Source organism: Novosphingobium lindaniclasticum LE124 (assembly GCF_000445125.1).
Lineage (GTDB): Bacteria > Pseudomonadota > Alphaproteobacteria > Sphingomonadales > Sphingomonadaceae > Novosphingobium > Novosphingobium lindaniclasticum.
On the sequence record NZ_ATHL01000050.1, the window covers coordinates 53,645 to 74,710 of the forward strand.

Below are 21,066 nucleotides of genomic sequence, written 5' to 3' on the forward strand. Positions count from 1 at the left end.
CGGCGCTATCCCCCAGAGCGCCGGGCCCGTTCTTGTATTCCTCAATACTCGGTCATCAGCGAATACAAGCAAGACATGCTGCAGAAACGGGCGGTTCATAATGGAGCCGGATCTTTCCTCATCCCGGACAATCGCATGCGCCGCGCCTTAGCCTGCTGTATCGCCTACGCCCTTGTTCTCGTCGCTGCTTCGCCGGCTGCGGCCGAAACCCGCGAAGATGAGCAGGTCTGGGTGAACCTCACCGCGATGGGGGCGATTGCGGGCGATGTCGTCTATTTCGCGGAGATCCAGCCGCGCATGGGTGACGGGGTGTCGCGGCTCGACCAGCTTCTCCTGCGCGGCGCGGTGGGCCTGAAGCTTTCGCCTTCGGTGACGGTCTATCAGGGCTATGCCCATGTCGTCGTTCCCACCGAGGGCGGCAAGGACGTGAATGAAGAGCGTAGCTTCCAGCAGCTCAACTGGGCGATGGGCAAGCCCTGGGGCGGCGAACTGACCTCGCGCACGCGTCTGGAACAGCGCTGGCGTTCGGACGGCGGCGACACGGGCTGGCGCCTGCGCGAGATGCTGCGTTATGAAAAGCCGCTGAAGCCCGGCACCAACACGGTCAACGCGCTCGTCTATGCGGAAGGTTTCCTGGCGCTCAACGATACCGATTGGGGCGCGCGAGGCGGCTTCGATCAATTGCGCTCTTTCGTCGGCTTGGAACTCGGGGTCAAGGACGCGACGACGGTGGAACTGGGCTATCTCAACCAGGTGATCGATCAGACGCGAGGGCGGACGCGGGTGAACCACGTCGCTTCGGTCTCGCTGTTCTTCCGGCATTGAGCGCGGGGTTTCGCGGCCGTTCTGTCTGTAATCGCCGTCTCGACGCGCATCGTCATCCTGAAACAAGTTCAGGATGACGATGTCGGCAAACGGAAGCTGCATGCAGGTTTGCGGGCCGAAATGGCGTATGATGAACGGGCGGGAGCCTCGCGACTCCCGCCCATGTCCATTCCGAGGGCGTTTCGATCAGGCGGTTTACGCAGCCTCGGCGATCTCTTCGGGGGCGGTGTTGCGGATCAGGTAGTCGAAGGCCGACAGCGCCGCCTTCGAGCCTTCGCCCATGGCGATGATGATCTGCTTGTAGGGCACCGTGGTCACGTCCCCCGCGGCGAAAATGCCGGGCAGGTTGGTGGCTGCCTTGTCGTCGATCACGATCTCGCCGCGGCCCGTGAGTTCCACGCCGGAGTCCTTGAGCCACTCGGTATTGGGCACCAGACCGATCTGGACGAAAACGCCTTCCAGTTCGACCTTGTGCTCCTGGCCGGTCTCGCGATCCTTGTAGACCAGGGCGTTGACCTTCTCGCCATCGCCTTCGACCTCCGTGGTCTGGGCGCTGGTGAGGATCACCACATTCTTCATCGACTTCAGCTTGTCGACCAGGACCTGGTCGGCGCGCAGCTGCGAGTCGAATTCGATCAGGGTGACATGGCCGACGATATTGGCCAGGTCGATGGCCGCTTCCACGCCGGAGTTGCCGCCGCCGATCACCGCCACGCGCTTGCCCTTGAACAGCGGGCCGTCGCAGTGCGGGCAGTAGGCCACGCCCTTGTTCTTGTACTCGGCCTCGCCCGGCACGCCGAGGTTCCGCCAGCGGGCACCGGTGGTCAGCACCAGCGAACGCGCCTTGAGCGAAGCGCCGTTGGCGAAGACGACCTCGTGATAGCCGCCCAGCTCCTTGGCCGGGATCAGCTTCTCGGCACGCTGGAGGTTCATCACGTCGATGTCGTATTCGCCGACATGCGATTCCAGCGCGGCGGCCAGCTTGGGGCCTTCGGTATAGGGAACCGAGATGAAGTTCTCGATGCCCATGGTGTCCTGCACCTGGCCGCCGAAGCGTTCAGCAACCAGGCCGGTGGAGAAGCCCTTGCGCGCGGTATAGATCGCGGCCGAGGCACCGGCGGGTCCGCCGCCGACGACGAGCACTTCGAACGGCTTCTTGCCTGCCAGCACGGCGGCGGCCTTCTCATCGGCGCCGGTGTCGAGCTTGGCGAGGATCTCCTCGATGCTCATCTTGCCCGAACCCCACATCTTCCCGTTCAGGAAGACGGCGGGAACGGCCATGACGCCGCGTTCCTCGACTTCCGCCTGGAAGGTGCCGCCCTCGATCAGGGTGGCGTTCACATGCGGATTGTTGAGCGCGAGCAGGGTCAGCGCCTGCACCACGTCGGGGCAGTTGTGGCAGGAGAGCGAGAAATACATCTCGAACTCGTGCTCGCCCTCGATGGCGCGGGCGATTTCGAGCGCCTCTTCGGAAACCTTGGGCGGATGGCCGCCGGCCCAGAGCAGGGCGAGAACCAGCGAGGTGAATTCATGGCCGAGCGGCAGCCCCGCGAAGCGCACCCATGCGCTGGCGTCGCTCGCGCGGCGGATGATGAAACTGGGGCGGCGCTTATCGTCGCCGTCGAACGTTGCGGTGACCTTGTCCGAGAGCGAGGCGATCACGGTCAGCAGCTCGCGGGTCTCGGTGGACTTGGCATCGTCACCAAGCGAGGCGACGAGCTCGATCGGCTCGCGCAGCATGCCGAGATATTGCGAGAGCTGTTGCTTCAGGTTGGCGTCGAGCATGGTCTTTGCGTCCTTTGGAATATCTTTGGTAAAGGGGCGGCCGGGGATTTCTGTTCCGCGTGAGGGCGCGGCTCGGGACGAGGGAAATCCCCGAGCCGCGCACCTTCAGCACGCGACCCGGAAGATCGCGTTGGTCTTAAAGCTTGCCGACGAGGTCGAGCGAGGGAGCGAGGGTTTCGCTGCCTTCTTCCCACTTGGCCGGGCAGACCTGGCCGGGGTGCTCGCGCCAGTACTTGGCGGCCTTGATCTTGCGGACGAGTTCGGCGGCGTTGCGGCCCACGCCCTCGGGGGTGATTTCGACCAGCTGGATCACGCCGTCCGGATCAACCACGAAGGTGGCGCGGTCGGCCAGGCCAACGCCTTCGCGCAGGACGCCGAAGTTGTTGGTCAGGGCGTGGTTCTGGTCACCGAGGAACGCGTACTTGATCTTGCCGATCTTGTCCGAGGTGTCGTGCCAGGCCTTGTGGCTGAAGTGCGTGTCGGTCGAAACGCCGTAGACTTCGACGCCGAGGCCCTGGAGGGTTTCGTACTGCTCGCCGAGGTCTTCGAGTTCGGTGGGGCAGACGAAGGTGAAGTCAGCGGGGTAGAAGAAGAACACGGCCCACTTGCCGGCGATGTCCGCTTCGGTGACGTCGAAGAAGTCCTTGCCTGCCTGGAAGGCGGTGTTCTTGAACGGCTTGATCTGGCTGCCGACGATACCCATGGATATGATCTCCCTCGATTGGGTGTTGAAGTTCGAGGAGGGAGATAGGCTGACACTGTGACGATGTGTAGGGCGTTGATCCGATTGAGTTGATCGGTTCGCTCGATAAGTCGCGATGGACTGAGCGTTTCTGTCGATAAAATGCCGTCCACAACCTTTAGGCGCGAAAAACCGTGCGACGGCGGGGCGGATCGGGCAACATCGGCGGATGAGAAAGATAACACTTGTCATGCTTCTAGCGGCCTGCACGGCGCTCGGCGCTTGCGACAGCTGGCCGACATCGCTGGACAATCGGGCGGCGGGCGATGTGCGATTTCGCTATCATCACCGGCTTTACGACGAATGGTCGGCGTGGTCGCCTGTTGCCCGAAGCCGCGCGGTCCGCCTCGCTCATGAGCACCGGATGCGGGACATCTCCGAACTGGAAGTGACCGAGGCGGGGCTGACCTATCGCTATGGCGCCCGCGCGATGGCGCCGGTGCAGCGTTTCTGCGGCGGGAGTTCGAGCTGCGCGCTCGTCTATCGCGGTGGCGGGCGGCTGGAAGCGCGCACGTCGGCGCTGCCGGATGCAAAGGTGCAGTAGGGAAGCAGAGCCCCTGATCGCGGCACAACAAGCGTTCGTTGTCGTGGATCCCTGGCGATTTGCCCGCACCCTCTTCAATCCGCCAGCGTGATAGAGATGCGCCGGTTGCGGGGGTCGTGGGGGTCGGCAGGGATCAGCAGTTCGATGTCGGCCACGCCTTCGATGCGCTTGAACCGGGCGCCGTCCACGGCATCGCGAATCAATTGCTGGCGGGTTGCTTCCGCGCGCCCGGCTGAAAGCGACCAGTTGTTGCCGGCGATGCCCTGTTTGTAGGGCAAGGCGTCGGTATGCCCTCTGATCGTCAGCGGGCCTCCCGTGGGACCGATGGCCTGTGCGATCGCCGAGAGCAGCTCCACCGCTTGCGGGGTCAGGATCGTGGTGCCCAGGCGGAACATCGAGAAGTCCGCATCGTCGACCATGTCGATCCGCACCCCTTGCGTGGTGTCCACCATGCGCACCTGCCGGGCAAGACGACGCAGGCGTTCGGACGAGGCGAGCTTCTTCTCGAGCGCTTCCTTGGCACGCGAACTGCGCTTGATCCTGGAGCCGCCTTCCTTGGGGCCGCCGGTGGCGTCGCGCGGGATGGTGAGGGTCTTGGTGCCGGTCTGCCCGGCCTTGAACGGATAGTTGTCCACTTGCGTCAAGGATGCCCCGCCGAGCACGCCCTGTCCCGACCCGGCGCTGCCCTGCTTGGTCTTGACCAGTGTAGGCGTGAAGTAGTCGGCAATGCCGCGCCGCTGTTTCTCGGTCGTCGCGCCCAGGATCCAGAGCAGCAGGAAGAACGCCATCATAGCCGTCACGAAGTCGGCATAGGCCACCTTCCAGGCGCCGCCATGGTGTCCGGCCGCGGCGGCTCGGGCGTCTTCTTCGTGGCCATGTCAGCGGCCTCTCATGGCGTCGAGCAGTTCGGAAAGCCCGGGGCGAAAGGCATGGCCCAGCCCGGAGCGGGCCGATTCCACCACCAGCGGCTGCGGCCAGCCGTGCAGGCTGGCGATGATCACCTGCTTAACCGCCTGGAAGATCTGCTCGTCCTGCTCCAGCACCTGTTTCAGCCTTCCGGCCAGCGGCGAGACGATCCCGTAGGCCAGCAGCACGCCCATGAAGGTGCCGACCAGCGCCGAGCCGATCATCGCGCCCAGGATCGAGGGCGGCTTGTCGATCGAACCCATGGTCTTCACCACGCCCAGCACGGCGGCGACGATACCCAGCGCCGGAAGGGCGTCGGCAAGGCCCTGGAGGGCATGCTGCGGTTCGTGGCTCTCGTGGAAATGGGTCTTCATCGCATTGTCCATCACGTCCTCCACCGCGTGGACCTCCAGCGTGCCGGAGGAGACGACGATCAGGGTCAGGGTGTCGCAGATCAGGTGGACCAGCGGCTTGTTGGCGAGCAGGCGCGGAAACTCCGCGAAGAGTGCGGAGGTCTCCGGTTCGTTGACATGGCTTTCCAGCGCCACCGGCCCTTCCGAACGCAGGATCTTCATCAGCCGGGTGGTCAGGATGATGGCGTCGATGTGGTCCTGCCGGTTGTGGCGCGGCCCCTTGAACACTTTGCCCAGCCCACCGCCCAGCGCCTTGATCTCGTGCATCGAATTGCCGGTGACGATGGCCCCGATCGCGGCGCCGCCGATGATCAGCATCTCGTGCGGGATCGCTTCCATGACCGGGCCGAGCGCCCCGCCGGTCATCGCAAAGCCGCCGAAGACCATCACCAGCAGGATGACGACGCCGATGATCACGAACATGCAGGCAGTCCCCCGGATTCAGTCGCAGTGGCAGGCTGGAGGCGAAACGCGGTTCAGCCCATCCTGTCGAACAGGCTGAGCGAGGCGAGTCGGGTGAAGCTGGCCTGGCTGGCTTCCAGCACCGTCATCGTTTCCTGAAGCTGCGCCAGCGCCGTGGCGAGATCGACGCCGCCGAGGTCCGCCTCTTCCGAGGAGCGCAATTCCGACAAGTTGACGCGCCGATCGTCGGTCACGTCGATCCAGGCGAGGCGGGTGCCGATCACCGTCTGCCCGGTTGAGAGGGTGTCCAGCCCGGTCCTGAGATCGGCCAGCGCATTGCCCGCCGCCCCGGCCGGATCGGCCGAGCCGCCCTTCAGGGCCTGGGCCAGGGTATGAACCACGGTCAGAAGATCGGTTACGCTGCCGTCGGCGGCGCCGAACGACAGGAACGTCGGGCCGGTCAGCGAGGGGGTGACGCTCTGGCCATCGCCCAGGGGCAGTTCGCGGGAACCGGTCGTGCCGACGTAGACCGCCTTGCCCGAGGCCTCGAGCGCATAGGCATCCCCTGCGCTCTCGCCACCGAACAGGGCATGCCCGCTCGAATCCCGCGCATTGGCGAGCGAGAGCAGGTTGTTGAAGATCTGGTCCAATTCCTCGCCGATGGAGGCACGCTGGATGTCGGTGAGGGTGGAGCTGGAGGCGCGCATCGCCAGTTCCTGCGCGTGGATCAGCGCGTCCGCCATGTCCGACATCGCGGCATCGGCCAGCGACAGATCGGCATTGGCGCGCCGGGCGCTGGTCTGGTCGATCCCGGACAGCTTCTCCTGCCGGGCCAGCGCCCGCAGGCGCGAGGCGGCGACGGGATTGTCCGAGGAGCGTTCCAGCTTGCTGCCGCTCGACATCTGCGCCTGGTAGTTCTCGGCCTGCGTGCGCAAGTCCTTCATGTCGCGGCGGGCGCGTTCGAAGAAGGCGCTGGTGCTGGTGGATACGATCGGCATGGCGCGGGTTACCTGATGGCGAGGATGGAATCGAAGATGTCGGAAGCGACCTGCATGATCCGGCCGGATGCCTGGAACGCCTGCTGGAAGCGGGTAAGATTGAGCGCTTCCTCGTCGAGATCGACACCGGCCTGGGCCTGAAGCGCGACTTTGGCGGTGCCGGCGATCGATTCGAGCGCATTGCGGGTGACGGTGCGCCCGGCGACGGCACTGGAAATGCCGAAGAGCAGGGCGTCCATGGCCCCGGCCGGGTCGGCGCTTTCAAGCGCGGCGCGCATGGCGACGAGGTTCGAGGTGTCGCGGCTGTTGGCGCCGGACCCGGCGGGCGCGGTGGCGATCTGGCTGCCGCTGGTGAGGGCCAGCGCGATGTCGGCGGCGGCGCTGCCCGAGAGCAACGGCTGTCCGGCCGCGCCGGTGAGGTCGGCTCCCGCGACCTGCGCGGTATTGAGCGTGGAGATCACGCCCGCGGCGATCGCATCGAGCTGCTCACGGACGCCCGCCAGTTCGGTGAGGGCCTGTCCCTTGCCCGCGAGCGCGCCGGAAGACAGGGTCGCCGCCGCACCGCCAAGGGTGAAGGCGATGGTGCCGTCGGCGTCGACGGTCATGGCCAGCGTCGCGGCGCTGCCGCCGTTCACCAGGCTCGGCCCGCCCGATCCGCCGATCCGCACCTGCACCGAGCCGTCGGCTGCGAATGTGGTCGAGATATCGACTTGCCCGCTCAGCTTTTCCAGCAGCGAGTCGCGTTGGTCGAGCAGGCTGGTCTGGTCGCTCGATGCGTCCGATGCGCGGCCCAGGCGCAAGTTGACGCGGGCCAGTTCGGCAGCGGTGGTATTGACCGAACCGACCGCGTCCTGCGCCTCGAAGCGCAGGCCCTCGCCCACGGCATCGAGGCTGGAGGCGGCGGTGTTGAAGGTCTGTGCAAGAGTGCGGGCCTGTTCAAGGGCCGAGGCACGCAGCGAGCCGTCGGTCGGGTCCGACAGGAGCTGCTTCAGCGCGGCTTCGAAATCGACGATGGCATCGTAGACGCCGGTCTGCTCAACCGCGCTCTCGATGTTTTGCAGGCCCTGCACTTCGGCCCCGGCCCGTGCGGCGTCGGAGCCGGTGCGGCGCACTTCGGACTGGCGGAACATGTCGGCATTGCGAACGATCCCGGCGATGCGCACGCCTGCCAGGTTGATCGCGCCGGGCTGGGAAAGGACAGAGTTGACGCCCAGTTCCGCCAGCGAGACGCTTCGGCGGACATAGCCCGCCGAAGAGGCATTGGTGATGTTCTGCGCCGTCACATCCAGTGCGGCCTTGGCCGCGCGCGTGCCGGAGCGGGCGATGGTGAGGAGGTCGGCGGCCATGGCTTAGTCCCTGTCCTTTTGCGCGGGCAGGAATCGCGTCATCTGCTCCTCGATGATCTTCGCGAGACCCAGCACGCCGCTCTGGGCGGTCGCGTCGGCGAAGTGCTCGTCCTGCATCTGGTTGAAGGTATCCAGCGCCTGGCTGGAGAAGAGCCGCTCGCCTCCGAAATGGGTCTTGCGGGCTTCGGCCAGCATCTGGCGCACGAAGATCGCTTCGAACTGCCGGGCGGTGGCGGCCAACTTCTCGCGGTCGGTGGCTCCGGGCGCGACGGTCATGCCGGGGAGATGGGAGGGGATTGCGCTCATATCACCACCATCTCCGCTTTCAGGGCGCCGGCCTGCTTGAGCGCTTCGAGGATCGCCACGAGGTCAGAAGGCGTGACGCCCAGCAGATTGAGCGCATCGACCACGCGGGAGAGCGAGGCACCGCCCTTGAACAGGGCGACCGACCGCCTCTCCTCCTCGGTGTCGATGGCGGAATGCTGTTCCACTTCGGTCCGGCCCCGGCTGAACGGCGCGGGCTGGACGACCATGGGGTTTTCCTGGATGCGCACGGTGAGCTTGCCGTGGCTGATCGCGGCCGGCGACAGGCGCACGGCCGAGTTGATCACGACCGTCCCGGTGCGGCTGTTGACGATGACGCGGGCGGGAGTCTCGGCGGGATCGACGTCGATCATCTCGATCGCCGCCATCATCGAGGCGCGGGTATCGGGATCGCCCGGCAGGCGCAGGGCGACCGTGACGCCGTCCTCCACCGTGGCCGTGCCCGGCAGGCGGGTATTGATGGCGTCGCGCACGCGGGCGGCGGTGAGAAAGTCCGAATTGAACAGGTTCCAGCGCAGGGCTTCTCCGCCCTCGAAGCCGGTCGAGACGGCGCGCTCCACGCTGCCGCCTTCGGCGATGCGGCCGACGGTCGGGATGTTGATGGTGACGTTGGAGCCGTCCCGCGCCGAAACGCCCAGGCCGCCCACCGCGAGGTTGCCTTGCGCCATGGCATAGATCTGGCCGTCCGCCCCGTAGAGCGGGGTGAGGATCAACGCGCCGCCGCGCAGGCTCTTGGCCTTGCCGATGGTGGAGACGGTCACGTCGATGCGCTGGCCGGGCTTGGCGAAGGCGGGAAGGTCCGCCGTGATCATGACGGCGGCGGCGTTCTTCAGGCCGGGCGAGATGCCGGGCGGCAGGGTCAGGCCCATGCGACCGGAGACGCCTTTCATGGCCTGGGTCGTATATTCGAGATTGTCGTCCCCGGTGCCGGGCAGGCCGACCACCACGCCGTAGCCGGTGAGCTGGTTGGAGCGCACGCCCTGGAACTGGCCGAGATCGCGTAGCCGCTCGGCATGGGCGTCGAGCGGGGCGAGGAACACGATCAGCGATGCCAACAGCGCCGCGAGCAGCGCGGGCAGCCAGCGTTCCCGCCTGGAGAGCATGGGCGGCGGCATCAGAACGGCGAAATTCGGTTGAAGAACTGGCCAAGCCAGCCCTGCCGTCCGCTGCGCATGATGGCGCCTTTGCCGGCATATTCGATGCGGGCGTCGGCGACGCGGGTGGAGGCGAGGGTATTGTCCTCGTCGATGTCGGCAAGGCGGACGATGCCGGAGAACCGCACCCATTCGTTTCCCTGGCTGACGAGCATCTTCTTCTCTCCTTTTACGAGCGCGGTTCCGTTGGGCCGCACTTCGGCGATGGTCACGGACAGGACCGAATTCAGCGAACTGGTCTGCGTCGCGCTGCCCTGACCATTGAACGTCGAGGAGGAGCTGGCGTTAAGGGCATCGGGCTTGAGAAAGGACAGCGGCCCCGAAGGCGGCGGCACGATCGCGGCGCCGCCGCTCTTCTGGCTCCGGGAGCCGGCGGTCTTGGCGGCGGTGGTCGATTCCACGAGCAGGATGGTCAGTGAATCCCCGACGCGGGCGGCGCGAGTGCCGCCGTGGAGCGGGGCATAGCCGAGAGAGACGCTGAAGATGCCGCCGGTCGCGGGTTGGGCTTGCGGGGGCGCCGGTTCCGGCAGGCTGGGCTCGAAGCCGGAGGGCCTCGGCGGCTTTTTCGCAAGTGCAGGCGTGGCGAGCACTGCCAGCGCGGCCCCGGCCAGTACGATCCTGCGCGCGACCATCGTCACAGCGTCTGGTTCGCGTTGCGCAGCATCTCGTCCACCGAGGAGATCATCTTCGAGTTGATCTCGTAGGCGCGCTGCGTCTCGATCATGTCGACCAGTTCCTCGACGATGTTGACGTTCGAGCCTTCGAGCATCCCCTGCCGCAGAAATCCGCGTCCTTCCTCTCCGGCCACGCCCAGCTGGACCGGGCCGCTGCCCGCGGTCTCGCGCAGGAAGTTGTCCGAAGCGGCCTGAAGCGCCGCCGGGTTGGTGAAATTGGCGATGGTGATCTGGCCCAGTTCGGTGGGGTCGCTCTGCCCGTCGATCTGGGCGGAGACAGTGCCGTTCTGGGCGACCGTGATCGCCGTCGCGCCTTCGGGCACGGTGATCGCTGGCTGGAGCAGATAGCCTTGCGAAGTCACTAGCTCGCCCTGCGGCGAGCGGGTGAAATTGCCCGCGCGGGTATAGGCCAACTCGCCGCCCGGCAGGGCGATCTGGAAATAGCCCTGTCCGTCCAGCGCGAGATCGAAGGTATTGCCGGTGGTCTGGAGCGAGCCCTGCGTCTCCATGCGGCTGGTGGACTGCACGGCGACCCCGGTGCCCAGATTGAGCCCGGTGGCATAAGTCGTTTCGCTGGACGATTGCGCCCCCGCCACGCGCGCATCCTGATAGGCCAGGGTCGCGAAGTTGGCGCGGTCCCGCTTGAAGGCGGTGGTGCTGACATTCGCCAGGTTGTTGGCAATCACGCGCATGCGCGTGTCCTGCGCCTCGAGCCCGGTGCGGGCGACCTGTAGAGCGGACGTGGGCATCTTCGTGGATCCTCAGCTATCGATGCGCATCAGGCGCACGCTGCCCTCGTCGAGTTCGCGGGCGGTCTCGACGAGCTTGGTTCGCATTTCGAACAGGCGCTGGGCGGAGATCATCTCGGTCAGCACTTGCGAGGGAGAGACGTTCGATCCTTCGAGCGCGCCGGGGATGACGCTGGCGTTTTCGTCTTCGGGCAGGACGCCGGGTGGTCCGCCCTGGGCCATGACCCGGAACACTCCGGTCAGATCCTTGGCGATGCGCGATCCGGTGGGATCCACCAGCTTGAGCCGATCCACCCGCTGCGGCGGCTGGCCAGGCGTGGCGGGATCGGTGACGAGGATGCCGCCGTCCTGCGCGATGGTGGGGATGGATCCCGGCGGAAGCGTGATCGGCCCGCTCTCGCCCAGCACCGGCAGGCCCTCGCCGTTCTGGAGCACGCCGGTTGGGGTAATCGAGAGGTCGCCGCGCCGGGTATATGCCTCGCCGCCGTCCTCCCCCTGCACCGCGAGCATGGTATCGCCCTGCATGGCGACGTCGAGCGGCTGGCCGGTGCGGTTGACCGTGCCGGATGTCATCGAGGCGCCGGTCACTTCGGTGCCGGAAAGCGCGCGAACCTCGATCTGCGGCCCCTCCAGGGTATTCGGCGTGGCCTGGAGGATCTCCGCACGGAAGCCGATGGTGTGGGCATTGGCCATGTTGCTGGCGATGACCCGCTCATGGTTGAGCGAGGCGTTCATGCCCGAAACGGCGGTGTAGATCAGACGGTCCATGGCGGGGAACTCGTCAGGTCCGCAGGTTGATGATCGTCTGCGAGATCTGCGTCTCGGTATCGACTGCCTTGGCATTGGCCTGGAAATAGCGCTGCGCGGTGATCAGGCTGACCAGTTCCTCGGAAAGATCGACATTGGAGCGTTCGATATTGCCCGACAGCAGGCTGCCGTAGAGGCCGGAATCGGGCTGCCCGTAAGTGGCCGCGCCGGAGCGGCCGGTGGCCGACCACGAGGCGTTGCCGAGCTGCTTCAGGCCGTTCGGCGCAATGAAGGAAGCCAGTGCGACGATCCCGATCGTGACGTTCGAGGCATCGGCATACGTCGCCACGACGTCGCCGGTGGGCTCGATGGTGATGCCGGCATACTCCGCGCCGGCGGCATTGGTCTGCGGGATCTGCGCCGATTGCGGCGTGGTCCCGGCGATCCCGCCGCTGGCATTGACGGGAAAGACCTGCAGCCGCGATCCCTGGGTATTGTGGATATAGCCCTGGCCGTCCACCGCGAAGGCTCCGGCGCGGGTATACTCGATGGCGCCGGAGAGCGGCGAGGCGAGAGTGAAGAAACCCTCGCCGTTGATCGCTACGTCGAGCGCCGATCCGGTCTGCTCCATGGCGCCGAGGCCGAAGTTCTGCTGGATCGACGCGACACGGGCGCCGATGCCGGTGGTGAGCGAGGGATCGGTGAGGATCGAGGAGGAAACGATGTCGGCGAAGGCGGTGTTGCTCTTCTTGAAACCCGCCGTCTCGGCATTGGCGATATTGTTCGAGATGACGTTGAGGTCGGTCTGGGCGCTCTTGAGCCCGGTGAGCGAGGTGTAGAAGGACATGCGCGTCTCCTGGGGTAGGGCTTAGTCGCGAGCAGTCAGAGCAGCGATCGCCGCCTGCGCGGCGGTCTGGGCGCTGACGAGAGTGTCGAGCTTCGAGGAGATGGTCTTGAGCGTGCCCGCCATCTCCGTCGTGCCGGCGAGCGCCGAGAATTGCGCCATCTGTGCCAGCATCTCGGTCTGATCCATCGGGCTGAACGGATCCTGCTGCTTCATCTGCGCCAGCATCAGCTTCAGGAAATCGCCCTGGTCGAGGTCTCCCAGTGAGGTCTTGCCGCTGGACGTGGCGCTCTTGGCCGCTGAACTCGCAGCGGTGGTGGTGATAACGGTCATTTCATCCTCATCGTGTCGAGCATCAGCTGCTTGGCAGTGGCGAGGGCCTCGACCAGGTTCTGGTACTGGCGCGAGGCTTCGAGCATCTCGACCATCTCGGCGTTCTCGTCGACGGGAGCGGTCCAGACGTCGCCATCGGCATTGGCGAGCGGGTGGTCGGGGCTGTGCTGCCGCACGGCGGCGGCGCCTTCGCGCAGGACGCCCTGCACGCTGACCGACGCGAGGCCGCTCGCCCGGTCCATGTCTTCGGCGAAGACGGGACGGATCGGCTTGTAGGCCAGGTCCTCGCTGGCCGAGACGGTACCGGCATTCGCGAGGTTCGAGGCCGCCGCGTTCATCCGCACGAGCTGCGCGGACATGCCGCGCTGGGCCAGGGTGAACAGGGTCATGGGTTGGCGGGTGCCCGGCATCGTCACTCGCCTTTCAGCGCGCGGGTAAGGGTCTCCGCCCGCCCCCGGATGAACTGGAGCGTGGCCGAATAGCCGACGGCGTTCTCGGAAAAGGCGAGCTGCTCGTTCTGAAGTTCCGCCGTGTTGCCGTCGAGGGAGGGCATCACCGGCATGCGGTAGAGCGCGGCACTTTTGGCAGCGTCGGCAAGGCCGATGCCGCGCTCCGCCGAGCGCAGGGCGGCGGTGAAGTCGATGTCGCGCGCCTTGTATCCGGGCGTCGCGGCATTGGCGATGTTCGAGGCGATCAGGCCCATGCGCTGCGAGCGAAGCTCCAGCGCGGCGGCGTGTATCCCGAACAGGTCTCGTGACATGGCGTTGCGGCTCCAGCTAGGGGTGCCGCGATCGTCGCAAACAGCGTGCCAATCTTGCGAAGCCTTTGCATCGGCACGTTTCCGGGTTCGCAGCGGACAGCACTCGGCAGTGCGGGCGGCAAGCGTTTGCCGCTATCCGGCAAGGTGCAACCGGGGCTGAAAAGCCATCGAACCTGCCGTTCTCCGGGTGATAAGGAGAACAGTCCGCCATGCAGCCCGAACATCTTCTGGACCCTGTCAGTGCCCTGATCGTCGTGGGCGGTACGTGTCTTGCAACGGTCCTGCGCTGCGGCCTCGGGGACTGCGTCACGGCCTTGGGAGCGGTAGGCGCCCTGTTCCACCGCCCTTTCGATCCCGAGCGCGCGCGGGCGGATCTGGCGGTGCAGGTCCAGGAGATCCGGCAGGACGGGGTGATCCGGTCGCGTCCTGCCCACACCGGCGATGCCGAGTTCGACGAGGCGACGGAGATGCTGATCGGCAGCCGCTCGCTCGGCGCGCTCCAGCTTGCCCACTGCGCACACAAGCGCAGCCGTGTTGAGCGCAGTCAGCGTGCCGTCCGCACGTTCATCCAGGCCGGCGACCTGGCTCCCGTGTTCGGTCTGGCGGGGACGCTGGTGGCGCTCAACCAGCTCCCGCCGCTCGACCGGCCGGGCGGCGACTTCTCGGTGGCGATTTCGATGGCGGTGCTGACGACGCTCTACGGCCTGCTGCTCGGCAACCTGTTCTTCACGCCGCTCGGACGGGTCGTGGCCCGCCGCGCCGCCGACGAGGAGCGAGACCGGCAGGCCGTGATCGACTGGATCGAGGCGCAAGTGGCCGACGCACTGCCCCGTGCCGAGCCTCACTTGCGCGGGGTCGCGGAAGCGAGGCCATGAGCGCAAGGGTCGCGGCCAGTTGGCAAACCTCGCTGGCCGACCTGTCGCTCATCCTGTTCATGATAGCCGCGGCGGCCCTGAGCCGGCAGGAGGGCGAGCGGCGCGCGATGACCCCGGCGCCCTCGTCGAGGGACGCTGCGGCATCCCCGCCGGGAACGCCGCTGGCCGTCTACCTTGCCTTGCCCGGAGCGCCGCCGCTCGGCCCCTGGCTGTCGCAGCAGGCGGCTGATCCGCGGCAGCGGCTGACGATAACCGCGTTTTACGGTCCCGCCCCGGAAACTCCTGCCGCCGCGCTTGCCGAAGCCGCCAGTCTCGCGCGGCAGGCGGGCTCCCACGGGATCCGGGCAAGGATCGTCGTCGAGCCGGGGCGCGGACCGGCGCGCGCGGTTCTGGCCTTCGACGATCCCGCTCCCGCCGACGCGGTGGCACGGAGCTTGCTGGAACGTGGCGACCGTTCCAGCGAAGGGATACCAGGGCCATGAACGCTGCGATGCCGATCCTCGGCCTTGTCTTGCTGGCCAGCACGCCGGCGCACGCATACAGCGGTTTCGCCGATCTCGACGCGATCGACCGGCAGGTCGCGGCTTTCACGGGCGTGCCGATCGGCGGCGAGGGCGGCGCTACCCTGCCTGTGGATCGGCGGCTGCGGCTGCGGCCCTGCGGTGCGGGCCTGACACTCTCCTGGCGCTCCGCGATGCGGGACAGCGTGGTGGTCCAGTGCGGCGACCTCGGAGGCTGGCGGCTTTTCGTGCCGGTACGGCGTGCGCCGACCGAGGCCCCCGGACAACCCGCACCTCAGGCCGTTCGGCGCGGCGATGCCGTGGCGATCACGATCCGGGGAGACGGCTTCGCGGTTTCGCAGCCGGGTGAAGCGTTGGAAGGCGGCGCCATCGGCGCCTGGATACGGGTACGCCCGCTGTCGCCGGGCAAGGGGCGGGCCGAGGAGATGCGGGCGCAAGTCGTCCGGCCGGGACTCGTTTCGTTTCCGCTGCCTTAACCTCGTTCGGCGGCCGACGAACACGCATTCGCGCAAATTCGTGTTCGAGAGCCTTAACGCCCTCCGTTCCCCGTCGTCCTTGAGGGAAACCTTATCTTGAGGAGCCAGACAATGCCCCCCATCGAAGTGGGATCGACCAGCGCCACCGGCGCGATCAACGGCCGCTTGGCACGGCCGACCGGGCCGTCCGAGGCGAAGCCTACCGGCGCGAAACCGGGCGCGCCCAGCCTCTCGGCCTGGGCGGAAAGTCCGGTGGTCGATGGCTCCTCCGCGCTCGATCCCGGAGCGGCCCCGATCGACGCCGAGCGCGTAGCGGAGATCCGGCGTGCGGTGGCAAACGGAACCTATCCGGTGATCCCCACGCAGATCGCGGACGCCATGATCGCGGCCGGCGTGCTTCTGGCGAGCCACCGGGAATGACAGCGCCCGCCGCCGCAGGTGAACTGCACGAGACCTTGCGGCAGATGCTTGCCGTTCTGGAAGCGGAGCGGCAAGCGCTTGCCGGTCTGGACCTTGCCGCCATCCTGGGCACGGCGCGCGACAAGGATCGCCTCTGCGCCGTACTGGATCGCGGTGCAGGAGTCGGCGGCGATGGCTTCCCGCTCGACGAGGAATGTCGGGGCATGCTGGAAACCGCACGGCGGCTCAACGAGACAAACCGGCAGGTTCGCAACATCATAGCCGCCAATGTCGCCCGCCGGCTTGGCGCTCTGACCGGGGCGCCGCAACTTTATCGCGCCGGGACAAAGTACGCTCTGGTGGCGGCGGGCGGCGCAGCGGCTCGGCGCGGAGGCAGCATCTGAGACTTTGAGCGCTCCGGGGAACGGGGCTGGCACGGTGCTTGCTCAGTCTTCTGCCGAAGCAATTGGATCGGAACATCGATTTGAGCGAGGCACGAAGCACCGGTATCGCCATGAGTGCTCCTTCCGCGCCCGGCGGCGCGGTACAGGCGGCCATCGCAAGGGCGGCCTTGGCCACCGGCATCGATTTCCAGTATCTCATGGCCCAGGCAAGCCTGGAGTCGAATTTCGACCCCGCAGCCCGAGCAGCCACCTCCAGCGCGGCAGGACTCTTCCAGTTCACCAAGGGTACCTGGCTCGGCACGCTGGGTCGCCACGCTGCCGACCACGGCATGGCCTGGGTCCAGCAGGTGGTCAGCGGCGGCGGGCTTGCCGATCCTGGCCTGCGGGCGCGCATCATGGACTTGCGCTACGATGCCCAGGCTTCCGCACTCATGGCGGCGGAGCTCGCCAACGACAATCGGGCGGAACTGACCGCCCGGCTCGGGCGAGAGCCGGACGCGACCGAGCTCTATCTGGCACACTTCCTGGGGGCTGCCGGAGCGGGCGAGTTCCTGTCCGCCCTTGCCGCCGATCCCCTGCGGTCCGCGTCTTCGATCCTTCCGGCTGCGGCTGCGGCGAACCCCTTGATCTTCTACCAGGGCGGCGCACCCCGGAGCCTCGGCGGCGTGATGGACCTGATGCGGTCGAAAATGGCAGGTGCCATGGAGAGGGCCGCCTCGTCGGATCACGCCTACCGGAGCCGGAGCGGGGAAGATCCGATCGGCCCCGTCGCCCATGAATTTCGCGCGGCGGCCCGCTCGTCGCCGCAGGTCGTTGCTGCGCCGCCGCGTCACTCCATGGCCGAAACCTTGCGCGGCCTCTACGATGCGGGGGGCGCCGGCGGCCCCGCGCATGTCCGCAAGGCCTATGCCCGGCTTGCAGAGCTGGGCCTGTGAACCGGCTGCTGCACCGCTTCGGCGACCTCGGCAACATGGCTCTGCCGGCGGGCATCCTCGCGCTGATCGTGCTGATGATCGTGCCCGTTCCGGCCTTCGTGCTGGACGTGTCGTTCGTGCTCAACATCGCGCTTTCGCTGGCGATCCTGATGGCGGCGATGAACGCGGAGAAGCCGCTGGACTTCTCCTCCTTCCCCTCGGTCCTGCTGTTCGCGACCTTGCTGCGCCTCGCGCTCAACGTCGCATCCACCCGCGTCGTCCTGGTCCATGGACACGAAGGCGAGGCGGCGGCCGGCGTCGTCATCGAATCCTTCGGCAAGTTCCTGATCGGCGGCAACTTCGCGGTTGGGATCTTCGTTTTCCTGATCCTGGTCATCATCAATCTGGTGGTCGTGACGAAAGGCGCGGGCCGGGTCTCCGAAGTCTCGGCGCGCTTCACGCTCGATGCGCTGCCGGGCAAGCAGATGGCCATCGATGCCGACCTCGCGGCCGGGCTGATGACTGCCGCCGAGGCCAAGGCCCGCCGCCGCGAGGTGTCGACCGAGGCCGATTTCTACGGTTCGATGGACGGCTCCAGCAAGTTCGTGAAGGGCGACGCGATCGCTGCCCTGCTGATCCTGGGCGTCAACATCGTCGCGGGCTTCTGCCTGGGCATGATCAGCCACGGCCTCTCGGCAAGCGAAGCCGCGCAGACCTACATCACGCTGGCCATCGGCGACGCACTGGTAGCCCAGGTACCGGCATTGCTGCTGTCGATCGCGGCGGCGGTGATCGTCACCCGCGTCTCCGACAGCAGGGATCTGGCAGGGCAGATCGGCGGCCAGTTCGCCGACGCCCGCACATGGCTGCCGGTCGGCGTGGTGCTGACGGCGATCGGGCTGATCCCGGCGATGCCGCAGACTGTGTTCCTGCCCGCCGCCGCGCTGGCGTTCTGGATCTGGCACCTGCTGCGTGGCCGCCGCATCCTGCCCGAGCCCGTACCCGAAGCGCCGCAGGTCGCCGACCCCTCGCGCATCGCGCTGGAGGAGGTCTCCGATCATACCCTGATCACCATCGAGCTCGGCTACGGCCTTGTGCAACTGGTGGATGAGCGCCGAGGGGCCCCGCTGGTCAGCCGGGTGACGGGCGTGCGCAAGCAGCTCAGCCAGTCGTTTGGCTTCATCGTGCCGCAGTTCCGCGTCCGCGACGCGCTGGACATGCCGCCCTACGACTATCGGGTAGTGCTGGGCGGCGTCACCCTGGGCAGCGCCACGATCCGCGCCGATCGGGTGCTTGCCATCGATACCGGAGAAGCGCGGGCCCATCACGGCCTGCGGGGAGAAGCCACGCATGATCCCAGCTTCGGCTGCCCGGCCCTGTGGATCGACCCCGCCGCGCGCGACCATGCCACGGCCGAGGGCTTCCTGACGGTGGATGCCGGCACGGTGATCGCGACCCATCTCCATCAACTCCTGTCCGAGCGCGCCCACGAACTGCTGGGGCCGGACGAGGTCAAGGCACTGCTCGAAGGGATCCGGGAGCACGCGGCGGGCCTGGTGGAGACGGTCCATCCCCAACCGCTCTCGCTGGCGGCGATGACCTGGCTGCTGCGCGCCTTGCTGGAGGATGGCATATCCATCGCCCACCCCCTGCCGATCCTGGCGAGTCTCAGCCGCGCGGTGCAGCAGACGGTCGATCACGATCGCCTGGTCGAACTCATGCGCGCGGATCTGGGCGCCTTGATCGTCGGGCGTGTGTGCCCGCCTTACGAGCGGCTGCCGGTGCTCACGCTGGACGCGGGGCTGGAAGCGGCCATCGTGCAGGGAATGGCCGATCCGGTTACCGGCCAGCCGGTGATCGAGCCGGATCTCGCCCGCATGATCGGAGAGCGGATCGCCATGCTCTGCGATGCGCGGGGTTCGGACGACGTGCCCCTGGCGCTGGTCGTCCAGCCGCGCGCCCGCCGCGCCTTGTCCGGTTTGCTGCGCCTCCGGGCTCCGTCGTGCCTGGTGCTTTCCATCGCGGAACTGCCGCCGACCCAGCCCATCCAAGTCGTCGACGTCATCGGCGCGGCTCCGCCGGGGCCATCGGTTCCCGGGCTGCCCCACCCTGACCAAGCCGAAAGCATGGCAGCATGAAACAGGATCAGCGTGGTTTCGGCGTTCCGGCGCATCGCGTCGCCGGTGCTTACCAGGGCGAGGTAGCCGATCGGGTGCGGCGCTTCCTGCCCATGGTGCGGCGGCTCGCCTGGCATGTTCATGGCAGCGGCAGGCCGGGCATGGAGTTGGAGGACCTGATCCAGGCAGGTCTCGTGGCGCTGACCGAATGCGCGCAGAAGCATCGGGGGCCGAGCGAAGACGGATTTGCGGCCTATGCCAAGATGCGGGTGAGGGGGGCGATGGTCGACCTGATCCGCCGCACCGTGCCGATGTCGCGCGGGGCGAGCGAGCGACGGCGGCAGCTTGCAGCCAAGGAAACCGAGCTGCGCGGAACGCTGGGGCGCGAGCCGCTGCCGCACGAACTGGCCGAAGCGCTGGGTATCGGCGAAAGCGAACTCGCGGCTCTGCGCGGCACGAGCCAGCCGCTGCATTTCGAGCCGATCGACGAAGCCTATTCGGATCAGAGCATGGCTTTTGCCGACCACCGACCGGACAGCCATGCTTTGCTGGCCGACGAGGAAGTGCGCGGCGCGGTGGTGGAAGCAGTCACGGCATTGCCGGAGCGATTGAGGCTGGTCGTCCAGCTCTACTTCGTGGAGGAGCTTAACCTCGCGGAAATCGCGCAAGTGCTTCAGGTCTCGATCCCGCGTGTTCACCAGTTGAAGGCGCAGGCGTTGGCGAAGCTGCGCGAGAGGCTGGAGGGCGTGGCCGATATCCTGTGACGGGGTAATCTGATGCGCCGTTCCACTCGCTCACACCACTCCGTTCGTCATTGTGAGGAAGCGGAGCCGACGCGGCAACCCAGGCGGTTTGCGCCGCTCTGGATTGCTTCGCCGCGCTCGCAATGACGAACGGGGGCGGGGGAGACGGCCCCGTGCGTTATCCGAGGTAGATGCCGGCCGGATTGCCGGTGACGCCGGAGTCGACCTCGAACAGCGCGCCGTCGAATTCGGATTCGGGCAGGCCGGTCGCCGCCGAGGTCACGAACATGCGATCCAGCTTCTCGCCGGCGAAGGCGATGTTGGTGATGCGCTTTGCCGGCAGTTCGATCGAGCGTTCGCGCGTGCCGTCGGGGGCGAAGCGGCTGATCTTGCCGCCGTCCCAGTGGGCGGTCCAGAGGTAGCCCTCGGCGTCCGTGGTCATGCCGTCAGGGTAGCCGTCTTCCTCGGAGAAGCGGATGAATTCCTCGCGGTCGCGCGCACCGTTTTCGTCAACGGCGAAGCGGTAGATCACGCGGCGGCCCGAATCGGCGTGGTACATCCAGTTGCCGCAGGGTGAGAAGGCCGGGCCGTTGGGCACCGTATAGTCGGTGTCGATCACCTGCCATTCGCCCGAAGGAGCGAGGCGGTAGAGCGAGCCGGTTACTTCCTCCTCGGCCATGTCCATCGTGCCGCACCAGATCGCGCCGTGACGGTCGGCCTTGCCGTCGTTCATGCGGTTGCCGGGCAGGTGCGGCTCGGGATCGTTGCGCTCGGAAATCGTCAGGGGATCGAGGGTGATGTTGGCGACGCCGTCCTGGAAGCCGCCGATCAGGCCGCCTTCCGCGCGCGGCGCGACCCAGCCGAGACGTGCGGGCATGTCCCAGCGGGTCACGGTGTTGTCGGCCAGGCTGAGGCGGTTGAGGGCGGGGGCGAGGATATCGACCCAGTAGAAGGCATTGTCGCGCGCGCTCCAGAGCGCGCCTTCGCCGAGGGTATCGCGCACGTCGCGATCGATCTTGCGCCAAAGCGTCATGAAACTTTCCCTATAAGTAAATCGGCCCTCGCCCCGTC

The 21,066-nt window shown here is 67.1% G+C and carries 25 protein-coding genes and 1 pseudogene; 10 read left to right on the forward strand and 16 right to left on the reverse strand.

All coding sequences use genetic code 11. From position 1 onward, the window contains the following. Nucleotides 1–135 precede the first annotated feature (135 nt). Nucleotides 136–825, forward strand: a complete 690-nt coding sequence (locus tag L284_RS31225) for a DUF2490 domain-containing protein (protein ID WP_031341720.1) — start codon at nt 136–138, stop codon at nt 823–825. 195 nt (nt 826–1,020) lie between these two features. On the opposite strand, the gene ahpF is transcribed toward L284_RS31225, so the two are convergent. Then, the gene (gene ahpF / locus L284_RS31230; protein WP_021233266.1) at nt 1,021–2,610 is read right to left on the reverse strand and encodes an alkyl hydroperoxide reductase subunit F; all 1,590 of its coding nucleotides are present in this window, start codon (nt 2,608–2,610) and stop codon (nt 1,021–1,023) included. Between the two features lie 136 nt (nt 2,611–2,746). Continuing rightward, nucleotides 2,747–3,313 (reverse strand): alkyl hydroperoxide reductase subunit C, encoded by a 567-nt coding sequence (ahpC, locus tag L284_RS31235; protein ID WP_021233267.1) that lies wholly within the window; start codon nt 3,311–3,313, stop codon nt 2,747–2,749. A gap of 229 nt (nt 3,314–3,542) precedes the next feature. Here ahpC and L284_RS31240 point away from each other — a divergent pair, with 229 nt between their 5' ends. Then, nucleotides 3,543–3,896 (forward strand): hypothetical protein, encoded by a 354-nt coding sequence (locus L284_RS31240; protein WP_021233268.1) that lies wholly within the window; start codon nt 3,543–3,545, stop codon nt 3,894–3,896. A 74-nt stretch (nt 3,897–3,970) separates the two neighbouring features. On the opposite strand, the pseudogene L284_RS31245 reads toward L284_RS31240, so the two are convergent. From L284_RS31245 to flgB, 13 genes and pseudogenes are all read right to left on the reverse strand, one after another. Continuing rightward, nucleotides 3,971–4,738, reverse strand: a pseudogene (locus L284_RS31245) (flagellar motor protein MotB); the annotation flags it as partial. 36 nt (nt 4,739–4,774) lie between these two features. Next, the gene (gene motA, locus L284_RS31250) at nt 4,775–5,638 is read right to left on the reverse strand and encodes a flagellar motor stator protein MotA (RefSeq protein ID WP_021233270.1); all 864 of its coding nucleotides are present in this window, start codon (nt 5,636–5,638) and stop codon (nt 4,775–4,777) included. 53 nt (nt 5,639–5,691) lie between these two features. Continuing rightward, a complete protein-coding gene (locus L284_RS31255; protein WP_021233271.1) occupies nt 5,692–6,615 on the reverse strand; it encodes a flagellin N-terminal helical domain-containing protein in 924 nt (307 codons plus the stop codon). A gap of 8 nt (nt 6,616–6,623) precedes the next feature. Next, complete coding sequence (gene flgK, locus L284_RS31260) at nt 6,624–7,961, reverse strand: flagellar hook-associated protein FlgK (protein WP_021233272.1); 1,338 nt, start codon at nt 7,959–7,961, stop codon at nt 6,624–6,626. Between the two features lie 3 nt (nt 7,962–7,964). Further along, nucleotides 7,965–8,267, reverse strand: coding sequence for a rod-binding protein (locus tag L284_RS31265; RefSeq protein ID WP_031341723.1), 303 nt, complete (start codon nt 8,265–8,267; stop codon nt 7,965–7,967). Further along, nucleotides 8,264–9,400: a flagellar basal body P-ring protein FlgI gene (locus L284_RS31270; protein WP_021233274.1), complete on the reverse strand. Its 1,137-nt coding sequence runs from the start codon at nt 9,398–9,400 to the stop codon at nt 8,264–8,266. The genes L284_RS31265 and L284_RS31270 overlap by 4 nt, the downstream gene beginning before the upstream one ends. Further along, complete coding sequence (locus tag L284_RS31275) at nt 9,400–10,071, reverse strand: flagellar basal body L-ring protein FlgH (protein WP_031341726.1); 672 nt, start codon at nt 10,069–10,071, stop codon at nt 9,400–9,402. Before L284_RS31275 ends, L284_RS31270 begins: the two co-directional genes overlap by 1 nt. A 2-nt stretch (nt 10,072–10,073) precedes the next feature. After that, on the reverse strand, nt 10,074–10,862 hold the full coding sequence (gene flgG, locus L284_RS31280) for a flagellar basal-body rod protein FlgG (protein WP_021233276.1): 789 nt from the start codon (nt 10,860–10,862) through the stop codon (nt 10,074–10,076). Between the two features lie 12 nt (nt 10,863–10,874). Beyond that, nucleotides 10,875–11,630 carry a flagellar basal body rod protein FlgF gene (locus L284_RS31285; RefSeq protein WP_021233277.1) on the reverse strand — a complete coding sequence of 252 codons (756 nt, stop codon included), beginning with the start codon at nt 11,628–11,630 and terminating at the stop codon, nt 10,875–10,877. A gap of 13 nt (nt 11,631–11,643) precedes the next feature. Further along, on the reverse strand, nt 11,644–12,456 hold the full coding sequence (locus L284_RS31290; protein WP_021233278.1) for a flagellar hook-basal body complex protein: 813 nt from the start codon (nt 12,454–12,456) through the stop codon (nt 11,644–11,646). A 21-nt stretch (nt 12,457–12,477) separates the two neighbouring features. After that, nucleotides 12,478–12,786 (reverse strand): flagellar hook assembly protein FlgD, encoded by a 309-nt coding sequence (locus L284_RS31295; protein WP_021233279.1) that lies wholly within the window; start codon nt 12,784–12,786, stop codon nt 12,478–12,480. Next, nucleotides 12,783–13,196 (reverse strand): flagellar basal body rod protein FlgC, encoded by a 414-nt coding sequence (gene flgC / locus L284_RS31300; RefSeq protein ID WP_031341728.1) that lies wholly within the window; start codon nt 13,194–13,196, stop codon nt 12,783–12,785. The genes L284_RS31295 and flgC overlap by 4 nt, the downstream gene beginning before the upstream one ends. A gap of 2 nt (nt 13,197–13,198) precedes the next feature. Beyond that, entirely contained in the window at nt 13,199–13,546 is a 348-nt protein-coding gene (flgB, locus tag L284_RS31305) for a flagellar basal body rod protein FlgB (protein WP_021233281.1), read from the reverse strand. 209 nt (nt 13,547–13,755) lie between these two features. Here flgB and L284_RS31310 point away from each other — a divergent pair, with 209 nt between their 5' ends. From L284_RS31310 to L284_RS31345, 8 genes are all read left to right on the forward strand, one after another. After that, a complete protein-coding gene (locus tag L284_RS31310) occupies nt 13,756–14,421 on the forward strand; it encodes a MotA/TolQ/ExbB proton channel family protein (protein WP_021233282.1) in 666 nt (221 codons plus the stop codon). Further along, a complete protein-coding gene (locus tag L284_RS31315; RefSeq protein ID WP_021233283.1) occupies nt 14,418–14,903 on the forward strand; it encodes a hypothetical protein in 486 nt (161 codons plus the stop codon). The genes L284_RS31310 and L284_RS31315 overlap by 4 nt, the downstream gene beginning before the upstream one ends. Then, nucleotides 14,900–15,418, forward strand: a complete 519-nt coding sequence (locus L284_RS31320) for a flagella basal body P-ring formation protein FlgA (protein WP_021233284.1) — start codon at nt 14,900–14,902, stop codon at nt 15,416–15,418. Before L284_RS31315 ends, L284_RS31320 begins: the two co-directional genes overlap by 4 nt. A gap of 111 nt (nt 15,419–15,529) precedes the next feature. Continuing rightward, the gene (locus tag L284_RS31325) at nt 15,530–15,838 is read left to right on the forward strand and encodes a flagellar biosynthesis anti-sigma factor FlgM (RefSeq protein ID WP_021233285.1); all 309 of its coding nucleotides are present in this window, start codon (nt 15,530–15,532) and stop codon (nt 15,836–15,838) included. Then, nucleotides 15,835–16,221 (forward strand): hypothetical protein, encoded by a 387-nt coding sequence (locus tag L284_RS31330; RefSeq protein WP_021233286.1) that lies wholly within the window; start codon nt 15,835–15,837, stop codon nt 16,219–16,221. The genes L284_RS31325 and L284_RS31330 overlap by 4 nt, the downstream gene beginning before the upstream one ends. 110 nt (nt 16,222–16,331) lie before the next feature. Further along, on the forward strand, nt 16,332–17,156 hold the full coding sequence (locus L284_RS31335) for a hypothetical protein (protein ID WP_031341732.1): 825 nt from the start codon (nt 16,332–16,334) through the stop codon (nt 17,154–17,156). Nucleotides 17,157–17,191: 35 nt separating this feature from the next. Next, on the forward strand, nt 17,192–19,273 hold the full coding sequence (locus L284_RS31340) for a flagellar biosynthesis protein FlhA (protein WP_052018350.1): 2,082 nt from the start codon (nt 17,192–17,194) through the stop codon (nt 19,271–19,273). After that, entirely contained in the window at nt 19,270–20,016 is a 747-nt protein-coding gene (locus L284_RS31345; protein WP_021233289.1) for a sigma-70 family RNA polymerase sigma factor, read from the forward strand. Before L284_RS31340 ends, L284_RS31345 begins: the two co-directional genes overlap by 4 nt. Before the next feature lie 157 nt (nt 20,017–20,173). On the opposite strand, the gene L284_RS31350 is transcribed toward L284_RS31345, so the two are convergent. After that, nucleotides 20,174–21,028, reverse strand: coding sequence for an SMP-30/gluconolactonase/LRE family protein (locus L284_RS31350; protein WP_021233290.1), 855 nt, complete (start codon nt 21,026–21,028; stop codon nt 20,174–20,176). Nucleotides 21,029–21,066: the final 38 nt, after the last annotated feature.

Excerpts from the sequence above, each read along its gene's own strand:
- L284_RS31225 (WP_031341720.1), top strand. The coding sequence starts at position 136 with ATGCGCCGCGCCTTAGCCTGCTGTATCGCCTACGCCCTTGTTCTCGTC.
- ahpF (WP_021233266.1), bottom strand. The coding sequence starts at position 2,610 with ATGCTCGACGCCAACCTGAAGCAACAGCTCTCGCAATATCTCGGCATG.
- ahpC (WP_021233267.1), bottom strand. The coding sequence starts at position 3,313 with ATGGGTATCGTCGGCAGCCAGATCAAGCCGTTCAAGAACACCGCCTTC.
- L284_RS31240 (WP_021233268.1), top strand. The coding sequence starts at position 3,543 with ATGCTTCTAGCGGCCTGCACGGCGCTCGGCGCTTGCGACAGCTGGCCG.
- motA (WP_021233270.1), bottom strand. The coding sequence starts at position 5,638 with ATGTTCGTGATCATCGGCGTCGTCATCCTGCTGGTGATGGTCTTCGGC.
- L284_RS31255 (WP_021233271.1), bottom strand. The coding sequence starts at position 6,615 with ATGCCGATCGTATCCACCAGCACCAGCGCCTTCTTCGAACGCGCCCGC.
- flgK (WP_021233272.1), bottom strand. The coding sequence starts at position 7,961 with ATGGCCGCCGACCTCCTCACCATCGCCCGCTCCGGCACGCGCGCGGCC.
- L284_RS31265 (WP_031341723.1), bottom strand. The coding sequence starts at position 8,267 with ATGAGCGCAATCCCCTCCCATCTCCCCGGCATGACCGTCGCGCCCGGA.
- L284_RS31270 (WP_021233274.1), bottom strand. The coding sequence starts at position 9,400 with ATGCCGCCGCCCATGCTCTCCAGGCGGGAACGCTGGCTGCCCGCGCTG.
- L284_RS31275 (WP_031341726.1), bottom strand. The coding sequence starts at position 10,071 with ATGGTCGCGCGCAGGATCGTACTGGCCGGGGCCGCGCTGGCAGTGCTC.
- flgG (WP_021233276.1), bottom strand. The coding sequence starts at position 10,862 with ATGCCCACGTCCGCTCTACAGGTCGCCCGCACCGGGCTCGAGGCGCAG.
- L284_RS31285 (WP_021233277.1), bottom strand. The coding sequence starts at position 11,630 with ATGGACCGTCTGATCTACACCGCCGTTTCGGGCATGAACGCCTCGCTC.
- L284_RS31290 (WP_021233278.1), bottom strand. The coding sequence starts at position 12,456 with ATGTCCTTCTACACCTCGCTCACCGGGCTCAAGAGCGCCCAGACCGAC.
- L284_RS31295 (WP_021233279.1), bottom strand. The coding sequence starts at position 12,786 with ATGACCGTTATCACCACCACCGCTGCGAGTTCAGCGGCCAAGAGCGCC.
- flgC (WP_031341728.1), bottom strand. The coding sequence starts at position 13,196 with ATGCCGGGCACCCGCCAACCCATGACCCTGTTCACCCTGGCCCAGCGC.
- flgB (WP_021233281.1), bottom strand. The coding sequence starts at position 13,546 with ATGTCACGAGACCTGTTCGGGATACACGCCGCCGCGCTGGAGCTTCGC.
- L284_RS31310 (WP_021233282.1), top strand. The coding sequence starts at position 13,756 with ATGCAGCCCGAACATCTTCTGGACCCTGTCAGTGCCCTGATCGTCGTG.
- L284_RS31315 (WP_021233283.1), top strand. The coding sequence starts at position 14,418 with ATGAGCGCAAGGGTCGCGGCCAGTTGGCAAACCTCGCTGGCCGACCTG.
- L284_RS31320 (WP_021233284.1), top strand. The coding sequence starts at position 14,900 with ATGAACGCTGCGATGCCGATCCTCGGCCTTGTCTTGCTGGCCAGCACG.
- L284_RS31325 (WP_021233285.1), top strand. The coding sequence starts at position 15,530 with ATGCCCCCCATCGAAGTGGGATCGACCAGCGCCACCGGCGCGATCAAC.
- L284_RS31330 (WP_021233286.1), top strand. The coding sequence starts at position 15,835 with ATGACAGCGCCCGCCGCCGCAGGTGAACTGCACGAGACCTTGCGGCAG.
- L284_RS31335 (WP_031341732.1), top strand. The coding sequence starts at position 16,332 with ATGAGTGCTCCTTCCGCGCCCGGCGGCGCGGTACAGGCGGCCATCGCA.
- L284_RS31340 (WP_052018350.1), top strand. The coding sequence starts at position 17,192 with ATGGCTCTGCCGGCGGGCATCCTCGCGCTGATCGTGCTGATGATCGTG.
- L284_RS31345 (WP_021233289.1), top strand. The coding sequence starts at position 19,270 with ATGAAACAGGATCAGCGTGGTTTCGGCGTTCCGGCGCATCGCGTCGCC.
- L284_RS31350 (WP_021233290.1), bottom strand. The coding sequence starts at position 21,028 with ATGACGCTTTGGCGCAAGATCGATCGCGACGTGCGCGATACCCTCGGC.